The sequence below is a fragment of the Arthrobacter oryzae genome (assembly GCF_003634095.1).
In the GTDB taxonomy this organism is placed as follows: Bacteria; Actinomycetota; Actinomycetes; order Actinomycetales; family Micrococcaceae; genus Arthrobacter; species Arthrobacter oryzae.
Genome location: NZ_RBIR01000009.1, coordinates 105,789 through 123,417 on the forward strand (window position 1 = coordinate 105,789; position 17,629 = coordinate 123,417).

A 17,629-nucleotide genomic window follows, 5' to 3' on the forward strand; every position below is an offset into this window, starting at 1 on the left:
GCATGGACTTGACAGTGGCAGTAATCGCCAAAGAGTGCGTGCCGGGACGGGTCAAGACCCGGCTCAGTCCGCCGCTGCCGCCCGAAGGCGCGGCTCAATTGGCGCAATTGAGCCTCAGCCGCACCCTGGATTCGGTGCGCAGCCTCCCGGCCGGCCGCCAGCTGCTGGTGATCGACGGCACGCCCACCGCGCAGAACGCCGCCGGATTCACGGTTCTGCCGCAGGCATCCGGAGGCCTGGATGAGCGGCTGGCCGCCATCTGCGACGCCGTCAGCGGTCCACTGCTCATTATCGGCATGGACACCCCGCAATTCTCCCCGGACCATCTGGCGCCGCTGCTCGATGACTGGTCCACCACGCACGCCCGGCACGAGGCCTGGATCGGCCCGGCAACCGATGGCGGATTCTGGGCACTGGCGCTGCGCCGGCCGGACGGTAACCTGATCCGGGGCGTGCCTATGTCAACGGCGAGCACCGGGGCCCGACAGCTCGCCCGGCTCACAGCGGCCGGGCTCACAGTCGGAATTCTTCCGGAACTGCGCGACATGGACCACTTCAGTGACGCCCTGCAGATCGCGGCCGAGATTCCGGGCAGCGCCTTCGCCGAAGCGGTGGCCCAAACAGCCGCCTGGGTGAAGCGCCCCCGGCAAGAAGCGCAGGCCCTGCTGTGATGCCCACCGCTGAGGCGCCGGCCGCCTCTTTCGGCCAGGGCGAAAGCGAGCCCTACGCGCGTGCCCTGCTGACCGGGACCGGAACCCTCACCCTCCGTCCGGAAAGCGGACACGATCCGGACGAGCCGGTGACGTTTGATGTCCGCAACTGGTGCGAGGACGCCAGCACGGCGGAGCTGTCGCTGCTGCAGAGCCTTCGGGGCCCGGTCCTCGACGTTGGGTGCGGGCCGGGACGGCTCCTGGCCGCCGCCCGGACGCTCGGCCTGGCCGCCCTGGGCATCGACACCAGCGCCGGAGCGGTCGGCCTGGCGCGCGACCGGGGTGCCCGCGCCCTCGAACAGTCCATATTCGCCCCGGTTCCGCAGTCGGGCCATTGGCAGTCCGTCATCCTGCTCGACGGCAACATCGGAATCGGGGGAAACGTCGGCGCCCTGTTAGGCCGCTGCCGGCAGCTCATCGCCCTGACCGGGACATTGCTGGTCGAAGTCGAAGCCGACGAACACATCGACACCGCCTACTCGGCCGTGCTCGAAGACCAGCACGGGAACCGAAGCGAGGCGTTCGCCTGGGCTCGGACGGGCACGGCCGGCCTGGTATCCCGGGCGCAGGCCGGCGGCTGGTCCGTCACAGCCATCCGGCGGTTTCAAGGCCGCGTTTTTTGCTCCCTCTCGCCCCGGCCGGGGCCGGTCCGTTCGATCCCGTAGGCAAGGACGGCGGCCAGGCCGGCCAGAACCACCCAGAACCAGAGCAGGTGGGCGGCATAGTCCCCTTCCAGGGCACTGGTATTGCGGGCCACAGACTGCGCCTTCAACAAAATCCCCGCGATCACGGTCACCACGACCCCGGTCATCAGGGCGCCGCGTAGGACGGCGGCAGACGCCGGGCGCAGCCCCGACCCCAGCCGGGTGAGGCCCCCACCGGCCACGGTGGAGACCGGCACGATGACGCCGTCGTGCAAAAGGACGGCCACCGCCATCCACACCAGGAGCCCGAGCAGCTGCGGGGGTCCAAGCTGGGTCGGCAGGCCCAGGAGCCCGTAGCCGATCAACGCCGCACCCGCGGCGCCTAGGACGATTCTCAAGATCTTCACGGCGTTTCCGGCCCCGGCGGTTTTTTCGGCTTTCGTCGGCATCTCGGGTTTCACAGGACCTCCACAGTGTTCAGCCACTTTGTTTGCAGGACGCCGGGGCGTCCGGGGGCGATGATGCGCGCCGGATACCCATGGTCCAGATCGAGCGTCTGTCCGTTCAGTTCCAGGGCCACCAGGGTCCGTTCGTCCTGTGCGTACGTTGCGGGCATGTCCATCGTCCGGTACGCGCCCTCCGGTTCGAGGCTTGTGACCCGGAGGGAGGAGGACGGCGGCGCGCCGACAAAGGCGACCAGGTCCCGGATACGCACGCCCCGCCAGATGGCCGTCTGGCTCCAGCCCTCAACACAGGCGATGGGAAGTTCGTGCTCATACTGGGGCAGGGCCAGGAGCTCCGCGAGGCTCAGGCTGCGGTTGGTGTCCTGATAGCTCACCGTGAGCGTCCAGTCCTTTGCCCCGGCCAGGTCGGCGACCTTGGCATCGGCGGCGGTGCGGTTCACCGGAACGGCCTGCGGGCCGGTTCCCATCTTCCGCGGTGCAAAAAGGTTGAACGGGTCCAGCCAGGAAAAGGACTGCCCGGCCGTCGTGAGCACGACGGCGCCCGTGGTGACGCCGACGGCGGCCAGGAAAGCGCGTCTGGACCAGCGGCCAGGCTCCTGGGGTGCCCCGCCGTCGTCAGTCACCGGTGCAGAGGCGCCGGCGGCGGTCCCGGACCGGGTACGCCAATGCTCGATGATCAAAGGAAGTTTCACGGCGATATGGAGCAGCAGCGACCCCCAGATCACCCAGGCCAGCCAGTAGTGGGTTTGACGGAAGGGGAAAGGCCACGGATACCACTTATAGGTGTTAATCAGGCCCGTCGTCAGCTGCAGCAGCGAAGAGGCGATGAACAACGCAATGGATGCCCGCTCCAAGCCGTGCGCCACGGACTTGACCGGCGGCCATTTCAGCAGCTCCGGATAGACCGACCACAATTTGGCCAGCAGCAACGGAATGGCAGCGATGCCCGTGGTGACGTGGATTCCCTGCGTCAGCTGATAGATCCAGACGGGGCTGGTGGGGAAGAACATCCACGACGGCGGCTCCTGCAGCCCGTGGCTGAAGAGCCCGGTCAGGAAACAGATAGTGAAGCTAAGCCCCAGCCAGCGCCCCAGGACCACGGTGAGCCGGGTACTGCGCGTGGGCGAGGCGAACCTGGCGGCCAGCGCGTTGGTGAGCTTTTCCATAGGTAGATCACATCATCAATTCGGGTCGCAGGGTGCCGCCAGACCTTACGATTCGCGGAAAACCTCCTGTCGGATGCAAGTGCGGCGTCAGATATGGGGCAGGATCGGAGAGTGAGCGTCATTGCAACAGAACCCATCCGGACAACCGGCAGCAGCATGAAGGTCTTCGTGCTCCTTCCGCTCGTGTTCATCACAGGTGCGGCCCTGCTGTGGTGGATGGTGGTCCCCGGAAACCCGCTCGAAACGGCGCAGATTATCGCAACCTGCCTCTCATGGCTGACCCTCATTGCCGCCGTCGGCCTGCTGCGGCACGTTCCGCGGCGTCAAGTGGGGGCCGTCATCATCGCCGGAACGGTCCTGCTCGGCCTCGTTGCCGTGAGCGCCCCGCCCCGGACCAGCAACGATTCGGCCCGGTATGCGTGGGACGGCATCGTTCAAAAAGCGGGAATCTCCCCCTACTCGTATGTGCCCATCGATGAAACGCTCAGCAGGCTTCGTCCCGGCTGGCTGTTCGCCCCGGGTTCCACGGGCCCCGACGGCAAGCCCGTGTGTGCCAGGGACCTGTTCGGGACGGAATCCGTCGCCGCATCCGGCTATCCTTCCGGGGACCCGCTGTGCACGGCAATCAACCGCCCACACGTTCCCACGATCTACCCGCCCACGGCCGAACTGTACTTTCTGGGCGTCCGCGCCACCGTTCCGGACACGGTCGGATATCTGCCGCTGCAGCTGGGCGGCCTGCTGATCAGCGTAGCGGTTGCCTTGATGCTGCTCCGCTCGCTGGCCAGCCGCGGATCACCGCCGTACCTGGCTGCCGTGTGGGGGTGGAGCCCGTTCGTGCAGCTCGAAGCGGTCAACAACGCGCACGTCGATGTGCTGGGCGGAGCATTGATCCTTGCCGCCGGGATGCTGCTTCTGGGCGGCAAACCGATCCGCTCGGGGGCAGCCTTCGGTGCCGCGGTCGCAACGAAGCTCATTCCGGTAGTTGCCGCCCCCGCGCTGCTGTGGCGGCGCCCGGCCAGGTTCATCACAGCGGCGCTGGCCACATTCGTGCTGCTCTACGTTCCCTACGTGGCGATCGCCGGGGCCGGTGTCCTGGGCTTTTTGCCCGGCTACCTCAAGGAGGAGAATTACAGCCAGAGCGGCGGCATCCGATTCGGTCTGGCACAGCTTGTCTCCGCCGGCCCCTGGCCGCCGGTGCTCAGCGCCGCGGCCCTGGCCGTCGTCGCTCTGGCGGTGCTGCGGCGCACCCGTGCGGGGAGCGTCTGGGAACAGCAGACCGTCATGATCGGGCTGACCTTGCTCATTGTCAGCCCCAACTACCCCTGGTACGGGCTCATGCTGCTGCCGTTCATCGTTCTGAGCCGGCGGTGGGAGTACGTGGGGGTGATCCTCGCCCTGGACGTCATCTACATGGTCCCGGCCGGCCCCTGGAGCGAGCCACTTAACCAGAGCGCCCTGCTCCTGGCCGCCGCGGCCATCGCCGGAGGTACCTGGCTGCGGCGCCGCGACGAGCTGCGGCTGGCTGCCGTCACCGGACTCACGACCGGGGCACCGGACCCCGCAGCCCGGTGACCGGCACAGGACCGTCACGTACAGACTCCGAGGAATGGCAGGATTACATCATGGACACACCAATTCCCGGGACGGACCACGCCCGCATCGGCATCATCGGCGGTTCGGGCACCTACCAGCTCGCCGGGGCAACTGTGCGCGCGACCCTCGACGTCCGGACCCCCTACGGGCCGCCGTCGGGTCCTGTGACGCTGGCCGACGTGGGCGGGCGAACCGTGGCGTTCCTTCCCCGTCACGCCAGCGACCACTCGCTCCCGCCCCAGAAGATCAACTACCGGGCCAACCTCTGGGCGCTCAAGAGCCTCGGCGTCCAGGCAGTGCTTTCCTCCTCGGCGGTGGGCGGGCTGCGGGAAGGCTTTGGTCCTGAGACCTTCGTCGTGACCGACCAGTTGATCGACCGCACCTGGGGACGCGCCGATACCTTCTACGACGGCACGGTGACCGACGGCGTCCCCCCGGCCGGCGTTCAGCATCTGCCGGCCTCGGAACCGTTCTGCCCGACGCTGCGTTCGCATCTGGAGGCAGCGCTAGCGGCACGCGGTCTCCCCTACGCCCCGCAAGGAACGGTGGTGGTGATCAACGGACCCCGTTTTTCCACGAAGGCCGAGTCGCAGTGGTACGTCAGCGGCGGTGCCGACATCATCAGCATGACCCAATACCCCGAACCCGTGCTGGCCGCAGAGTTGAACATGGGCTTTGCCAATCTGGCCTTCATCACGGATTCGGACACCGGTCACGACGGATCGGAACCGGTGACCGCCGAGGCCGTCTTTGCCCGGCTGAAGGAGGCCCAGCGCGGCATCCTCGCCGTGCTTGAGGACACCATCGCGGCGATCAGCGAGGACTACGCCCCCCGCCCGCTGATGGATCGAACCGCCGTCGCCAGGATCATGGCACTCCCGGCCGCACGCGAGTCCGTATCCGCCCGGTGAGGCTCCTCGTCACCGGCGGTGCCGGGTTCATCGGTTCGCATATCGTCGACGCCGCCCTCGCCCGGGGATGGTCTGTCCGGGTCCTGGACTCCCTGGACCCGGGCCTCCACCCGGGGCCGCCGGCCCTTGACCCGCGGGTGGAGCTGCTGACTGGCGATCTCACGGACCCGGACACGGCGGACCGTGCACTCGAGGGGATCGACACCGTCTGCCACCAGGCCGCGAAGGTCGGGCTCGGCATCAGCTTCGCTGACGCGCCGGACTACATCCGAAACAACGACTACGCCACCGCGGTCCTGCTCGCCGCCATGGAACGTCAAGGCATCCCCCGGTTGGTCCTTGCTTCCTCGATGGTGGTCTACGGCGAGGGGGCCTACACCGACTCTGAAACCGGCGTGGCGGTCAGACCAGGACCGCGCGCCGAGGCCGATCTGCGCACCGGGATCTACGACCCCCGTAACCCGGTGTCCGGCGCGATCCTTCATCCGGCCATGGTCACCGAGGACGCTCCTCTGGATCCGCGGAATGTCTATGCGGCATCAAAGGTCAGCCAGGAGCATCTCGCCGCCGCGTGGGCACGCAGCACCGGTGGCGCAGCGATCGCCCTGCGTTACCACAACGTCTACGGTCCCCGGATGCCCCGCGACACACCCTACGCCGGCGTCGCGTCGCTGTTCCGCTCCGCCCTGGCCCGCGGTAAGGCGCCCCGGGTCTTCGAAGACGGCGCCCAGCGGCGCAGCTTCATACACGTCAGGGACGTCGCCACCGCGAACATCGTCGCCGCCGAGACGCTGTCGGCGGGCGGCGCTGCCGCATTCAGGGCCTACAACGTCGGCGCCTCCGAAGTGCACACCATAGGCGATGTTGCCACGGCGCTGAGTATTTTCAGCGCCGGACCGGCCCCGATCGTGACCGGCGAATACAGGCTGGGGGACGTTCGCCACATCACCGCGTCCTCGGAGCGGATCAAGGCCGAACTGGGCTGGGAACCGACCATTGGCTTTGAATCAGGCATGCGTGAATTCGCCACAGCTCCCCTGCGCGGCGAACCCGGCTGACAAGGACCTGTGTCGCGATACGCCGCCTCATGGGCCCAACCTCGAATGACGACGCACTTTCAGACTCTGTGAGGCTGTCAGTGCGGCGCCATTAGCGGTGGATCCACCAAGCCGCAATTGAGGGGTCCGATCCCGGATCCAGCGTGGGGCTTCCCCTGGGCGCCGTCGGGGACGGCGGTTCCCGCATTCGTCCCGGACGGCGGGGCAGGTCGGCTGTGAGACTACATCTCCCCGAGCTCGAAAATCTCCAAGGTGAACTTTCCGTTCCCGTCGGACAGGAACGGGTGGCCGTCAGCCAGTGCCCTGGCCCCCGCGAGGCTTTCTGCTTCCACGATCGAGTAGCCATTGAGGTCCGAGGCTTCCGCCACGGTGCCGTCGTCTACCAAAGCGGTACGGGATGGCGCGAACGGCGCACCCGCCTCGAGCAGGGCTGGGCCTGTCTTCTCCATCCAGGCGCCCCAGGCGGCCATCTGTGCCTCAGACTGTTCCTTGGTGAACTGGTCCATCGGTGTGGCCGGACCCTTGTAGAGATAGATGAACTTGCTCATGACATGTCCTTTCATCGTTGTTCGCTGTTCGTAAGGCCTGGCGCTGGGCTTCGGCCTGCCTGCCGGCGCGAATCATACCGGGCAGGGCTTCCTCGGGGCGGGCCGTGTAGTGCGCGCACGCATGGCAGTCAGGCGGCCTCCAGGATCTGTTTCAGCTTGGCGAGGTCTTTCTGCATCGCCCGGCGCATCATCGGGGCCATGACGAGGTTCACGACGGCGGAGAATCCCGCTGGCTTGCCGGTGTTGCGCAGTGCCATGCGGGTAGAGGAGTCGTCTGCGTCCGCCCAGGTGTAGGTGGTCTGCATGGGGAACGGGCCCTGGGCTGTCTGCATGACCAGCCTCGCGCCCGGGTCCAGCTCGGTGAATTCGTAAACGTAGTCCAGGTCCCGGCCCAGGAAGTGAGCCCGGAAAGCCACCCGGGATCCGACCGTCAGGGGCGGTGCGGTTTCCCAGTCGACCGCCTTGATGTTCGTATACCACTCGGGGGCATTCTCAGGGTTGGAGGCATAGCTGGCCACAACCCCGCGCGGCCGGTGGATGACAATCTCTGTCAGTACGTCAACCATTGTCTTTTCCTTCTGCTGGCGAAGGCGGAGCATCAGATCCCGGCGACTTCGCGGCCCGTGAACGCGATGAGACGCTCCATGCTCGCCGCCGACTCATCGACCAGCGTCTCCTCCGCGAAGCTGGCCCCGCGCATCTGGGGACTGATGGTGTTCCGGGCGAGGCCCAGCACGTAGTCCGAGAGTACTGGCGAGACCGCGAGTTCCTGCCCGGTGGCCGTGGCAAAGTCCCAGGCATGCACCAGCAGTTCCAGGTTCAGGATGTTCGCGACCAGCGTCGCGGGAAGCTCCGCGAAGCCCATGTCCAGGCCTCCTTCCAAACCGCGGGCACGGAAGGCCTCCAGGGTGACCTGCGAGGCCTCGGCGATCCGGACTTCCGGCGACGCCGTCGGCCTGTCGGGAACGGTAACGCCAAGCGCCGTGCCGATCGATGCAATCGATCCGAAGAGATGGTCCAGCAGACCGTCAACGGTGAAGTCCTCGCAGGGCGTGCGGGCTACCATGTCCGAGTCCTTGAGTCCCTGCAGGACGCGTTGGGCCACCGCGAGGGAGGCTTCGGCGCTGGCGAGTTCGTCGATGGGGTCCGGTGCTGCCGACCATTCGTCGGGGCCGGCATCGCCGGTCGTGGCCAGCAGCACGAGGCGCTCCAGGAAGTGGTTCCAGCCCTCGGCGTGGCCGACTTCCTGCTCCGTTGTCAGCCCTTCGTGGATCAGCTGGACGGTCGTTCCGCCGTCGACAGCTTCCAGGTTCACGGTCACGGTGGAGGCACCGGGCGGTAACTGGGCGTCACCTTCCCAGCCCCAGGTGTAGACGACTCGCTTTCCGGGCTCGATTTCCGTGAAAGTCCCCCTCGCCGCATGCCCGGGGGTGATGGTCCAGCGGTAGTCACCCCCGACGCGCAGGTCCACCCTGGCCGCCACGGTTTTCCAGCGGCGGAGCCTCTCGGGCTCGGTGATGAGCGCGAAGGCCGCGTCCGGATCGACCGGGAGGAAGACAGTTTTGTTGAATGACATCAGATTTTCCCTTGCGATGTGGGTGGGTGGAGCCGGCCGGCGTCAGCCACCAGCAGATCCAGTTCGTTGGTCCAGAAAGAGTCAAATTCTTCACGCAGCCGGACCATTCCTGCCGCGTCCAGGCTGTAGTACCTGTTCCTGCCGTCCTTCCGGGCCGACACCAGCCCCACTTCGGACAGCAGCAGCAGATGCTGGGAAATTGCCGACCGGCTGACCGCGAAATGCCCGGACAGCTCCGTCACGGTCCTCTCCCCCTCAGCCAGGAGCCGAAGCAGTGCCCGCCTGTTCGGCTCCGCAGCAACTTCCAGAAGATCAGGCACAACTAATACGTTAGTCGCCACTAACGTATAGTGCAAGCGGTCTCCCCTGACTCTCTCGGTAAACGGGCGCCGGCGCCCTGACGCCGCCTGGTACTGCTCTCAATGCGCTTGGCGGGCCGACTCTGAGCAGGGCTGGAGGCGCGCCGGCGGGGCCCCGAAACGCGTTGCGGCGGGGCGGCCCTTGACCCTGCTTCACCGTTCTTCCTTGGACTGAAAATGTCACGGATGCCGCACTGGACCAGGCCGCCGCCATTGACCCGGACGGCGGGAAACGCACAGAAGGCAGCCCTCCCCACCGGCCGCTATCCCTTCCTGATGCAACTGGCCGCAACTTCTTTTGGAGGGAGGGGGAAATTCGCGGCGGTCCCTTCTCATCCGTAGCGTTCGATAGGCCGCTAGCGGCAGTCAGTCCCGGGCATCACCGTTGGACCGCGCGCCGGGCGTTGTCGCCGCAAGCAGCGGCCCGACGTACAGTGTGGACATCATCAAGCGCCGAAATCGGCGGTCACAGGGAACCATTGAAGGGAAGCCATGGCTCACGCCGAGAACGAGACGACCATAAGCCGTTCACCGGAGGACGTCTACGCGTTCCTCGCGGACGGACTGAACAACCCCAAATGGCGTTCAGGAATTCAACACATCACCCTGAAGAGCGGATCACCCGGGGCCTTGGGCACCGTCTATAGCCAGACCCTCACTGGCCCCGGCGGCCGGCCTATCGCCGGGGACTACGAAATCACAACCGCCGACCCGGGACAGCGCCTGTGCTTCCAGGTGGTAGCCGGTCCGGCCCGGCCCTCCGGCGAGTATCACCTCAGCGCGGCGCCCGGTGGAACGAAGGTCCGGTTCACCCTGGACCTGCAACCCAAAGGACTGATGAAGATCGCAGGGCCGATGATCGCCCGCACGATGCAGACCGAGGTCGCCCAACTGACCAACCTCAAGAGCGTTCTCGAAGCGGCATAGCCAAAGCAACCACTGCTCGCCGTCATCCTCCCGGGGCCCTGGACCCCGGGCTGACATGGTGATCTCAGTAGATGATCATCCCTTGTCGCTGAATCTACTGCTGTTCGCTCGGCACTGCTGGTCAATTGCGCCGGACGTCGATATTCCGGCACTCATCCCAGCCCCGAACCCCGGAGCGTCCGAAATGCCAGTGTCTGCCAGCAGTGAAGAGTGGGCTGATCGCTGGCACATCGCTTGGGATCGGGCATGGGACAGGTACAACATTCAGGAGCCGGACCGGATGAAGCACCCCACCCAGGAGCTCATGCGTTTTGCGGCCGGGGCAGGAACTTCATCCGCTCATACCGCCCCTTTGGACCACTGAGTACGACCGGGACGGCCTGGATAGCGATGCTTTCAATTATTGGCATAACGTTCTGAGCCCGATTCCTCCCAGCGATGCAGAGCGTAGGAACCTATCAGACCTAATCCCCGCATGGGAGAGCGGCCTGGACACTGTTATCGTGCTGCCGTACGCGGGATACTTCGCTAGGCGAGAGTTACCCGTCGTCACTTTGCAGTTTCGGCCGCAACTCGAAATCATCCCTCCACCTACGGCAGGGCTTTGCGAGGGGCTGCACTGTCATAACGTCCCGATGGGGGTTCTCTAACGGCTGTGGGATCAACAGGTAGCCCGGGGTGCCTAACCTGCCGCGAGGAGCTGTCGTCGGTAGTGCAGCGGGGACTGGCCGATCTCGCGCTTGAACGCGTTGCTAAATGCACTCTCTGATCCGTAGCCGAGTTCGGCCGCGAGTGTTCCAATGCGCACGTCGCGGTTGCGGAGCGCTCGTTGCGCGAGCACCATTCGCCAGCGCGACAGGTACGCAAGGGGCGGCGTGCCTGAGACCGTCCGGAACCGTTCAGCGAAGCTGGTCCGCGACATGCCGGCGGCGCGGGCGAGTTCGGCAAGCTCCCATGTCCTGCCGGGCTGTTCGTGCATGAGTCGAAGCGCCGGCGCGAGTTGTTCGTCGGTGAGCAGTCGGAGCCATCCGACGGGCGGCTCCTCTTGTTCGAGGTAGGCACGGAGCACTTCGAGGAGGATCAGCTGTCCGTTTTGTCGAATGGCGAACGCAGACCCGAGGCGTCCGCTGGAGGCTTCTTTGAAGAGTTGCGCGACGAGGCCGGCCAGGCGGGATGCCGCTGGTGTTTGAGCGCGGATGTGGACGACGCCGGGCAGCGCTGCGCTGAACAACGCTTGCCCTGTTGGGTTGACCTGAATCCACCCACCAATCACTACGTCATCCGTTGACAGGTCGGCTGCGGCCAGCGCCATCGAATCGAAGCTCGCCTCGGGAATGGGCTCCGCTGTCGGGCCGTCGCCCTTGCCGCCGCGAACTTCCAAGGAGGTGCGGTGATTCAGAAGTATGACATCGCCAGGAGTCAGTTCGAACGGGCCGTCGGGACCGTCTGGCCCGTCGACGCTGATGCGTGCCGATCCGGCGACCAGTGCGATTAGCTTCAATGGCCTGGACACTGCGGCGCGTGAGGCCCAGGGACCGCGAACCGCGAACCCGCCCGTCATCATGCCTCGGACCTCCACCTGCTCGAACACATCGGACAGGGCATCGGATTCCGCACTAATCGGCACCTCTGTACTCTGACGCATAAAAAGCGCACTGACAACTATTCCGCGTCCGCGCGCCGTGGATGACACTGAACTCATGACATCGGAACAGACTCCTCTGCACACTCCATTCACCGCCGCTTCCACCGCCGCTGACATCCTCGAGGGCGTCGATCTGAGCGGGTGTGAGGCGATCGTCACCGGCGGGCACAGCCGGCTCGGCAGGGAGGTCACCCGCGCTCTCGCCGCCGCCGGCGCTTCCGTGACGGTCGCATCACGCGACACCGAGCGCGCGGCCGAATCGGTCGACGGGATCGACGGCGTTCGCGTCGAGCAGCTCGACCTCACAGACCCCGAGTCGATCGACGCCTTTGCCGGGCGCTGGCTCGACTCCGGACGCTCGCTGCACATCCTGGTCAACAACGCCGCGGTCTTGTTCGGCCCGGAGCTGCGCCTTGACGCCCGTGGCCACGAACTGGCGTTCTCGACCTCCCATCTCGGTCACTTCCAGCTCACCCGGGCGCTCCTCCCGGCACTGCGCGCGGCGCACGGTGCTCGCGTCGTCAACGTGACCTCGGGCGCGGCCCGGTTCGGCGACATCCACTGGGACGACCTCGGCTTCGCCACCGACTACAACCCCGTGGCTGCCTACGCGCAATCCAAGCGCGCCAACGTCCTCTTCACCGTCGAACTGGACCGACGGTTCGCCGAGGACGGCATCCGCGCATTCGCCGCGCACCCCGGGGTCATCATCGGAGCCGGCCCGCACTCCCCCCAGCGCCTCGATTCCCTCCGCGCGCAGGGCCTCGTCGACGAGCAGGGTGACGCGATCATTGACCCCGACGCTGGAAAGAAGACCATCGAGCAGGGCGCCGCCACCCTCGTGTTCGGTGCAGCCAGCCCGCTGCTCGACGGCATCGGCGGCGCGTATCTCAAAGACAGCGACGTGGCCGTGCTCGACGACGAAGAGCGACCACTAACCCCGGACAGCATCCCGGCCGACGCGAACTCGGCCATGCTCAACCCCGAAGACGCGCACCGGCTCTGGGACCTCAGCGAGCAGCTGCTCGCCTGACGGCCCTACTTCATCGGTCGCGCGTGCACAAGCATCGGGGGCTCCCCAGCCCCCGAAGGCCGACCGTTCACGCCGGAAACGACCGTATTCGTTCAGAGCTCAGGGGCCACCGACGTCTGACACTGACAAAATCCGATACAGATACTGGAATCCTGGATTCGCGCACACCCGCCCGCACGACGGTCCCGCTCAGGTTCGACAACCGCGACAGGTGCACCTGCCGGCGCAGGTCATCGGCTAGGCCCGGACCTCCACCCACGAACAGGACCTTGCGGCGCGGCGCCAGGGGCTTGCGGGTCTGGACGACCCCGAAGGCCCGACCAATGGTGGCCACGGCGTGACCGGAGGGAACGGGAGCGGCCGGGACTAAACGACGCCCTGGCGGCTGACCTGGCCGGCGGCACCCTGGCCGTCACCAAACTCCATCGGTTCCCCCAGGGCCCACCCGATGCTCGAGAACATCATGGAGACCACGACGAGAGTGTCCCAGGAGTTCCGGCTGCGAGGGAAGAACTTGAGGATTTGATCGCCAAGTCTCAGCAGGTCATGCAGTTCCAGGCGCTCCCGGCCATGAAGGTGTAAGCAGCAACACCGCTGTTCAAGCCAAGAGAAGGAACCGCCAGACCAGCCGCCACCAACAAGAATGGGCCCCGCAGGGGCCCATAAAAGGAGATTTGTACACACTCAGAGGCCCACAAGCCCCTGAACAGGGAAAACACGTGCCCGAGGTGGGACTCGAACTGCATTCCAACCCGCGCGAACACTGGGCTCCCCCGGAAACATGCGGAATCCGGCCCGATCCGGCACCAGTACGACCCGATCCGAAGCCCAAAGTGTGTACTTTGTACACACCCCAATTTGGCCAGTTACCAGCATTCCCGCCCGAACCCGGGCCGTCGCCGCTTCTTGCATTCTCGGCCAGGACAGTGGGTCCCGTCCGGGTCCAACCAAGCCACGCCACAGGCCGAGTGCCCAACCGGCACCACCCCGTAGCGTGCGTTCGCTACGCCCCCGCCCCCAACGCAAATCCCTGGAGTGATCAGGTGTTAAAGGGACCGTGTTAACTCAAAGAAGGTTCCGCGTGGACGGATACGCGGCCTCATTCCAAGAGGGCAGCGAAGGTGTGTTCGGATCCGTAGGCGGACAGCTCACACAATCTCCCTGTAGTTGCATCGTCGGCCCGGGGGCCGTGATCACGTGACGGAACCGCTCGCCTGACGAGTTCGACGCTTATCCGCTGCGATTACTTTCCCTCCAGAGGCGCGTAACAACGCTCGGCAGCGTTACTGTGCCGGACTGAAGTTACTTAGCGCGTAGTCGAGGACAACTGAAAAGTCGTCAGCCTCTACGGCGTCGACGTAGCGCGCGTGGGGCAGTGGATCGCAGCGGAAGGTGTGCGGGTGCCCAAGATAGGGCGACCAAATCGTGGCAACCGGCCTGCCGTAATTGTCCACAGCCATCCACTCCCCCTTCGCGGTCCGGCGTCCCTGTCCGAGGTGGGCTGTCGCCGGGCTGGTAAAGGTGTCGCGGTCCGGAAAAGCACCGCTTGGGGTTGCAGTCATTTTGTTGTCTCCGTCCTTCGATGGCCTGCTATTAGTTGCAGTGCAGTGAGTTGCGCTGCTGGCTCGGGTCGTGGGACCGTGGCCGATAGTGCCTTCCCCTGCGGCGGCTCGCAGCCGCGGCAGGGGAAGCATCTTTTTTTCTACGCTGAAACCCGGTCGGTGTACACCGCGGCCCGGTGTCCCTGCAGCGTTGCGGGGTCGTTGATGGCGTCTCGAGGGTCGTCGAGGTCGCGGCCGATGGTTTCGGGGGTGAAGAACGTGGCCGCGATGGTGATGACCGTCAGCAGGGACAGGTAGCCGGCGATGGGCAGCCATGCGCCCGATCCGGCTTGGGGAACGCCGGGACCTCCATCCCCCGCAATCACCAGAGAGATGATCCAGGCACCAACCAGAGGTGCAATTCCGCCGGAGATGACGGCGGAGATCTCTCGGGCGACGGAAACGCCGAGGTACCGCTGACGGGCGCTGAAGAGTTCTGACATGAATGCGCTCTGTGCGCCGAACATGCCCCAGGTGCCGATGCCGAGACCGAGGGAGAGTACGACGATGGTCTGGACAGTGTCTCCGAGGCTGAGCACGTACCAGATGGGGAATGCGGCGAGGAGCTGGAAGATGGCGAAGGCGCGGTAGGTCTTGACGCGTCCGAAGTGGTCGGAGAGCTTGCCGGCGATCGGAACGACGAGGGCGCCCAGGGCGGCGGCGAACACGAGCGACAACGCGCTGATCGGACCCTTTACTCCTACCGCTGCGCTGGTGACGTAGGCGATGGCGAGTGCCTGGTAGATCGAGGACGAGCCGTTCTCCGCCAGGCGGAGTCCAATGCCGCGCAGAAGGGTTGGGCGGGAGGTTTTGAGCAACGTCGCGAGGGGCTTGTCAACGATCATTTCGTGGGCCTCGAGCTTGGTGAATGTTGGGGACTCTTTGAGCTTCAGACGGATAAAGATGGCGACCATGAGGATGGCAGCGCTGGCGATGAAGGGGGTGCGCCACAGCCAGGTGTCGGTGATCTTGGTCGTCTGGTTGGCATTGAGGAGGAGGAAGTAGACCAGCGCAGCGGTGACCGTTCCGACCTGGACTCCCAGGAATGGAAGGGAGGCGTAGAAGCCCCGTTCCTTTCGCGGGGCGTACTCGGTCATGAGAATCGACGCGCCGGCCATTTCAGCACCCGCTCCCAGGCCTTGGAGCAGGCGCAGGACGATGAGCAGGATCGGCGCGAGGATGCCGACTCCCCCGCCGTACCAGTCACCGGCGGAGCCGTTGAAGGTCGGCAGGACACCGATCAGCGTGCTGGCGCCGCCCATAAGAGTGATAGTTGCGAGCAGCACAAATTTGCGTCCCACCCGGTCGCCGAGGCGACCGAAGATGATTCCGCCCAGAGGCCGCACTGCGAAGCCCAGGAAGTACGTGCCGAAGCTCAGGATCAGACCCGTTGAGGGGTTGGTCCCGGGGAAGAAGAGCGGGCCGAAAACCAGGGCGGAGGCCAAGCTGTAGAGGGCGAAGTCGTAGTACTCCAAGGCGCTGCCCAAAGAACTTGCCCAGGCTGCACGGAGCAGGTCCGTGCGGGTCACCGCAGTGACCGGGGTGTCCATAACGTCGTCGTTAACTGACATGGTGAATTACCTATCGTGAGGGGCGAAGTTTCGATGCCGATGAGGCGTGCTGACGGTGTCGCCTGCGTCCGGCAGCGCACTGGGGCGGCTGCTGCCGGCTGTCCCCGTCGTGGAGGAGGAATCCGCCGAACGGCCCGCTTTCATGTGGGTCCGGCTGTTCTTCGCCGCAGCGTTTGCGTTAACGTTATCGACGTTAGTAGATCGATGCAATAGAATCTGTCAAAAAACTCTAAAATTCGTCGCTGTGACGAGTTCCCAAGTCCAAACGTCGCAACAAATATAGGCCTGAAGCACTTAGTAGATCGGTCTACCATTGGAATGATCTTCGTGTGGTGAACATTGGGCCGATCGTCAGTCGCGGCTGACGTCGCGGCCATTAGGGCCACGGAGTATGTCGCGGAGGTTTTCGACGGTGACGTTTTCAAGGGAACTGACGAAGTGGCGGCCGGGCCCGTGGGGAGGCTGGACGACTCCAGGGACCACCACGACTTCCATTCCTGCGGCTTGTGCGCTGGTGGTGCCGCTTACCGAATCCTCTACAGCGACGCAATGGAAGGGATGGACATTGAGGAGTTCTGCTGCGGCCAGGTAGGGAGCGGGGTGGGGTTTGCCCTGCGGGACGGCGTCTCCTGCGACCACAGCATGAAAGGTCCCGATGGGCGCTGACGCGGCCACGCGTGTGGCGACGGGGCTGAAGGCCATGGTGACCAGAGCGGAGGGAATGTGCGCGGCGGCGAGGTCGGCCAGGATCCTTTCCGCGCCGGGGAGCCAGGGAATGCCCCCTTCCAGCTTTGCCACGACCCGTTCGAGGAGATCGTTGATGATTTCCTCTGCCGAGAGAGCAACCCCACGTTGCTGAAGTAGTGCCGCTGAGACGGGCATGGCCTGTCCAACGGTTGCGTGGGCGTCCTGGGTCGTCCAGTTGAGGCCGTGCTGTCGCGCAATTTCGCCCTGTGCTGCCAGCCAGTACGGCTCCGTATCAACAAGGGTGCCGTCCATGTCCCACAGGACCGCTTGGAGATCGCGTTCGGTTTCTGCGGTCATGGCGCTGTCCGTTCCTGTGCGTCCGGCGTTGGAGCCGGTTTTCTGCGTCTTCTGTGATGATATTCCTCGCCGCCCGCGGGCCTCGACCGTTCCGGCGGCGGGGATTTTGGTGGCCGGGTGTCAGGGTGCCGCGTTCGTTGCTGTGACGGAGGCAAGGAGCTCGCGGACAGACTTGGCGCCCGCGTCGGAGGAGAAGTCGGAGCTCAGCCCGACGACGCTAACTCCGGCGGCGAGATACGCGGGGGCGGTGGCGGCTTTCATCCCCCCGGTGGCGATGAACTGGACGTCGGGGAAGGGACCCTTCATGGCTTTGATCCAGTCGGGGCCGAGGGCCGAGGCGGGGAAGGCTTTGAGCCAGGTGAGGCCGAAGGCCTTGGCGCGGAGGATTTCGCTCGCTGTGGCCACGCCCGGCAGATGCGGGATGCCGCGGCGGATGCTCTCCTGAATGACGCCTTCATCCAGACCCGGGGAGACCGTGAAGGAGGCGTTGGCGGACGCGGCGGCGTCCAGTTGTTCGATTCGGATGATGGTGCCGGCGCCGACCGCCACTCCGCGCTCGGCGGCGGCGCTGGCCACTGCTGCGAGGGTTGGGACGGCTTCGGGTATTTCGATGGTGACTTCGACGTGCTGGACGCCGGCGTCCCATGCCCGGGTGGCGGAGCGCACGGCGTCGCCTGGCGTGAGGCCGCGGAGGACGGCGATGATCGGGACCCGGAAGAAGTCGTCGTCGAACCAGTCGTTGAGCAGTGTGTGTGCCAAGGTATTCTCTTTCAGAT

The 17,629-nt window shown here is 65.6% G+C and carries 17 protein-coding genes; 7 read left to right on the forward strand and 10 right to left on the reverse strand.

Annotation, left to right across the window (positions count from 1 at the left end; genetic code table 11):
- The first annotated feature begins 2 nt into the window (after positions 1–2).
- A complete protein-coding gene (locus C8D78_RS16790; protein ID WP_244208456.1) occupies positions 3–671 on the forward strand; it encodes a TIGR04282 family arsenosugar biosynthesis glycosyltransferase in 669 nt (222 codons plus the stop codon).
- Positions 671–1,375: a class I SAM-dependent methyltransferase gene (locus C8D78_RS16795; RefSeq protein ID WP_120955003.1), complete on the forward strand. Its 705-nt coding sequence runs from the start codon at positions 671–673 to the stop codon at positions 1,373–1,375. The genes C8D78_RS16790 and C8D78_RS16795 overlap by 1 nt, the downstream gene beginning before the upstream one ends.
- Here the strand turns inward: C8D78_RS16795 and C8D78_RS16800 are convergent.
- Together C8D78_RS16800 and C8D78_RS16805 are read right to left on the reverse strand one after the other, a co-directional pair.
- Complete coding sequence (locus tag C8D78_RS16800; RefSeq protein ID WP_120955004.1) at positions 1,315–1,815, reverse strand: hypothetical protein; 501 nt, start codon at positions 1,813–1,815, stop codon at positions 1,315–1,317. The genes C8D78_RS16795 and C8D78_RS16800 overlap by 61 nt on opposite strands.
- Positions 1,812–2,984 (reverse strand): molybdopterin-dependent oxidoreductase, encoded by a 1,173-nt coding sequence (locus C8D78_RS16805; protein WP_120955005.1) that lies wholly within the window; start codon positions 2,982–2,984, stop codon positions 1,812–1,814. Before C8D78_RS16805 ends, C8D78_RS16800 begins: the two co-directional genes overlap by 4 nt.
- Before the next feature lie 111 nt (positions 2,985–3,095).
- On the opposite strand from C8D78_RS16805, the gene C8D78_RS16810 reads away from it, so the two are divergent.
- The 3 genes from C8D78_RS16810 to C8D78_RS16820 are packed head-to-tail and all read left to right on the forward strand — an operon-like array spanning position 3,096 to position 6,549.
- Complete coding sequence (locus tag C8D78_RS16810) at positions 3,096–4,559, forward strand: glycosyltransferase family 87 protein (protein ID WP_167467939.1); 1,464 nt, start codon at positions 3,096–3,098, stop codon at positions 4,557–4,559.
- Between the two features lie 50 nt (positions 4,560–4,609).
- Positions 4,610–5,491, forward strand: coding sequence for an MTAP family purine nucleoside phosphorylase (locus C8D78_RS16815; RefSeq protein ID WP_120955007.1), 882 nt, complete (start codon positions 4,610–4,612; stop codon positions 5,489–5,491).
- Positions 5,488–6,549, forward strand: coding sequence for an NAD-dependent epimerase/dehydratase family protein (locus C8D78_RS16820; RefSeq protein ID WP_120955008.1), 1,062 nt, complete (start codon positions 5,488–5,490; stop codon positions 6,547–6,549). The genes C8D78_RS16815 and C8D78_RS16820 overlap by 4 nt, the downstream gene beginning before the upstream one ends.
- A gap of 221 nt (positions 6,550–6,770) precedes the next feature.
- Here C8D78_RS16820 and C8D78_RS16825 read toward each other — a convergent pair whose 3' ends face one another.
- The 4 genes from C8D78_RS16825 to C8D78_RS16840 all read right to left on the reverse strand — a co-directional run bounded on the left by C8D78_RS16825 (position 6,771) and on the right by C8D78_RS16840 (position 8,993).
- The gene (locus C8D78_RS16825; RefSeq protein WP_167467940.1) at positions 6,771–7,097 is read right to left on the reverse strand and encodes a YciI family protein; all 327 of its coding nucleotides are present in this window, start codon (positions 7,095–7,097) and stop codon (positions 6,771–6,773) included.
- A gap of 128 nt (positions 7,098–7,225) precedes the next feature.
- Positions 7,226–7,663 (reverse strand): SRPBCC family protein, encoded by a 438-nt coding sequence (locus C8D78_RS16830; protein WP_120955010.1) that lies wholly within the window; start codon positions 7,661–7,663, stop codon positions 7,226–7,228.
- A 32-nt stretch (positions 7,664–7,695) separates the two neighbouring features.
- Positions 7,696–8,673 (reverse strand): TIGR03086 family metal-binding protein, encoded by a 978-nt coding sequence (locus C8D78_RS16835; RefSeq protein WP_120955011.1) that lies wholly within the window; start codon positions 8,671–8,673, stop codon positions 7,696–7,698.
- Entirely contained in the window at positions 8,673–8,993 is a 321-nt protein-coding gene (locus C8D78_RS16840) for an ArsR/SmtB family transcription factor (protein WP_120955012.1), read from the reverse strand. Before C8D78_RS16840 ends, C8D78_RS16835 begins: the two co-directional genes overlap by 1 nt.
- A 531-nt stretch (positions 8,994–9,524) precedes the next feature.
- On the opposite strand from C8D78_RS16840, the gene C8D78_RS16845 reads away from it, so the two are divergent.
- Positions 9,525–9,959, forward strand: coding sequence for an SRPBCC family protein (locus C8D78_RS16845; protein ID WP_120955013.1), 435 nt, complete (start codon positions 9,525–9,527; stop codon positions 9,957–9,959).
- A gap of 682 nt (positions 9,960–10,641) precedes the next feature.
- Here C8D78_RS16845 and C8D78_RS16850 read toward each other — a convergent pair.
- Entirely contained in the window at positions 10,642–11,586 is a 945-nt protein-coding gene (locus C8D78_RS16850) for an AraC family transcriptional regulator (protein WP_208641995.1), read from the reverse strand.
- Between the two features lie 73 nt (positions 11,587–11,659).
- Here C8D78_RS16850 and C8D78_RS16855 point away from each other — a divergent pair, with 73 nt between their 5' ends.
- On the forward strand, positions 11,660–12,637 hold the full coding sequence (locus tag C8D78_RS16855) for an SDR family NAD(P)-dependent oxidoreductase (protein WP_120955015.1): 978 nt from the start codon (positions 11,660–11,662) through the stop codon (positions 12,635–12,637).
- Between the two features lie 1,702 nt (positions 12,638–14,339).
- Here the strand turns inward: C8D78_RS16855 and C8D78_RS16870 are convergent.
- The 3 genes from C8D78_RS16870 to C8D78_RS16880 all read right to left on the reverse strand — a co-directional run bounded on the left by C8D78_RS16870 (position 14,340) and on the right by C8D78_RS16880 (position 17,612).
- Complete coding sequence (locus C8D78_RS16870; protein ID WP_120955018.1) at positions 14,340–15,809, reverse strand: MFS transporter; 1,470 nt, start codon at positions 15,807–15,809, stop codon at positions 14,340–14,342.
- 351 nt (positions 15,810–16,160) lie between these two features.
- A complete protein-coding gene (locus C8D78_RS16875) occupies positions 16,161–16,853 on the reverse strand; it encodes an HAD family hydrolase (protein WP_120955019.1) in 693 nt (230 codons plus the stop codon).
- Positions 16,854–16,973: 120 nt separating this feature from the next.
- On the reverse strand, positions 16,974–17,612 hold the full coding sequence (locus tag C8D78_RS16880; RefSeq protein ID WP_120955020.1) for a bifunctional 4-hydroxy-2-oxoglutarate aldolase/2-dehydro-3-deoxy-phosphogluconate aldolase: 639 nt from the start codon (positions 17,610–17,612) through the stop codon (positions 16,974–16,976).
- Positions 17,613–17,629 lie beyond the last annotated feature (17 nt).

Coding starts and splice junctions, on each gene's coding strand:
- C8D78_RS16805 (WP_120955005.1), bottom strand. CDS start 2,984: ATGGAAAAGCTCACCAACGCGCTGGCCGCCAGGTTCGCCTCGCCCACG.
- C8D78_RS16795 (WP_120955003.1), top strand. CDS start 671: ATGCCCACCGCTGAGGCGCCGGCCGCCTCTTTCGGCCAGGGCGAAAGC.
- C8D78_RS16825 (WP_167467940.1), bottom strand. CDS start 7,097: ATGAGCAAGTTCATCTATCTCTACAAGGGTCCGGCCACACCGATGGAC.
- C8D78_RS16875 (WP_120955019.1), bottom strand. CDS start 16,853: ATGACCGCAGAAACCGAACGCGATCTCCAAGCGGTCCTGTGGGACATG.
- C8D78_RS16830 (WP_120955010.1), bottom strand. CDS start 7,663: ATGGTTGACGTACTGACAGAGATTGTCATCCACCGGCCGCGCGGGGTT.
- C8D78_RS16815 (WP_120955007.1), top strand. CDS start 4,610: ATGGACACACCAATTCCCGGGACGGACCACGCCCGCATCGGCATCATC.
- C8D78_RS16870 (WP_120955018.1), bottom strand. CDS start 15,809: ATGTCAGTTAACGACGACGTTATGGACACCCCGGTCACTGCGGTGACC.
- C8D78_RS16845 (WP_120955013.1), top strand. CDS start 9,525: ATGGCTCACGCCGAGAACGAGACGACCATAAGCCGTTCACCGGAGGAC.
- C8D78_RS16855 (WP_120955015.1), top strand. CDS start 11,660: ATGACATCGGAACAGACTCCTCTGCACACTCCATTCACCGCCGCTTCC.
- C8D78_RS16790 (WP_244208456.1), top strand. CDS start 3: ATGGACTTGACAGTGGCAGTAATCGCCAAAGAGTGCGTGCCGGGACGG.
- C8D78_RS16835 (WP_120955011.1), bottom strand. CDS start 8,673: ATGTCATTCAACAAAACTGTCTTCCTCCCGGTCGATCCGGACGCGGCC.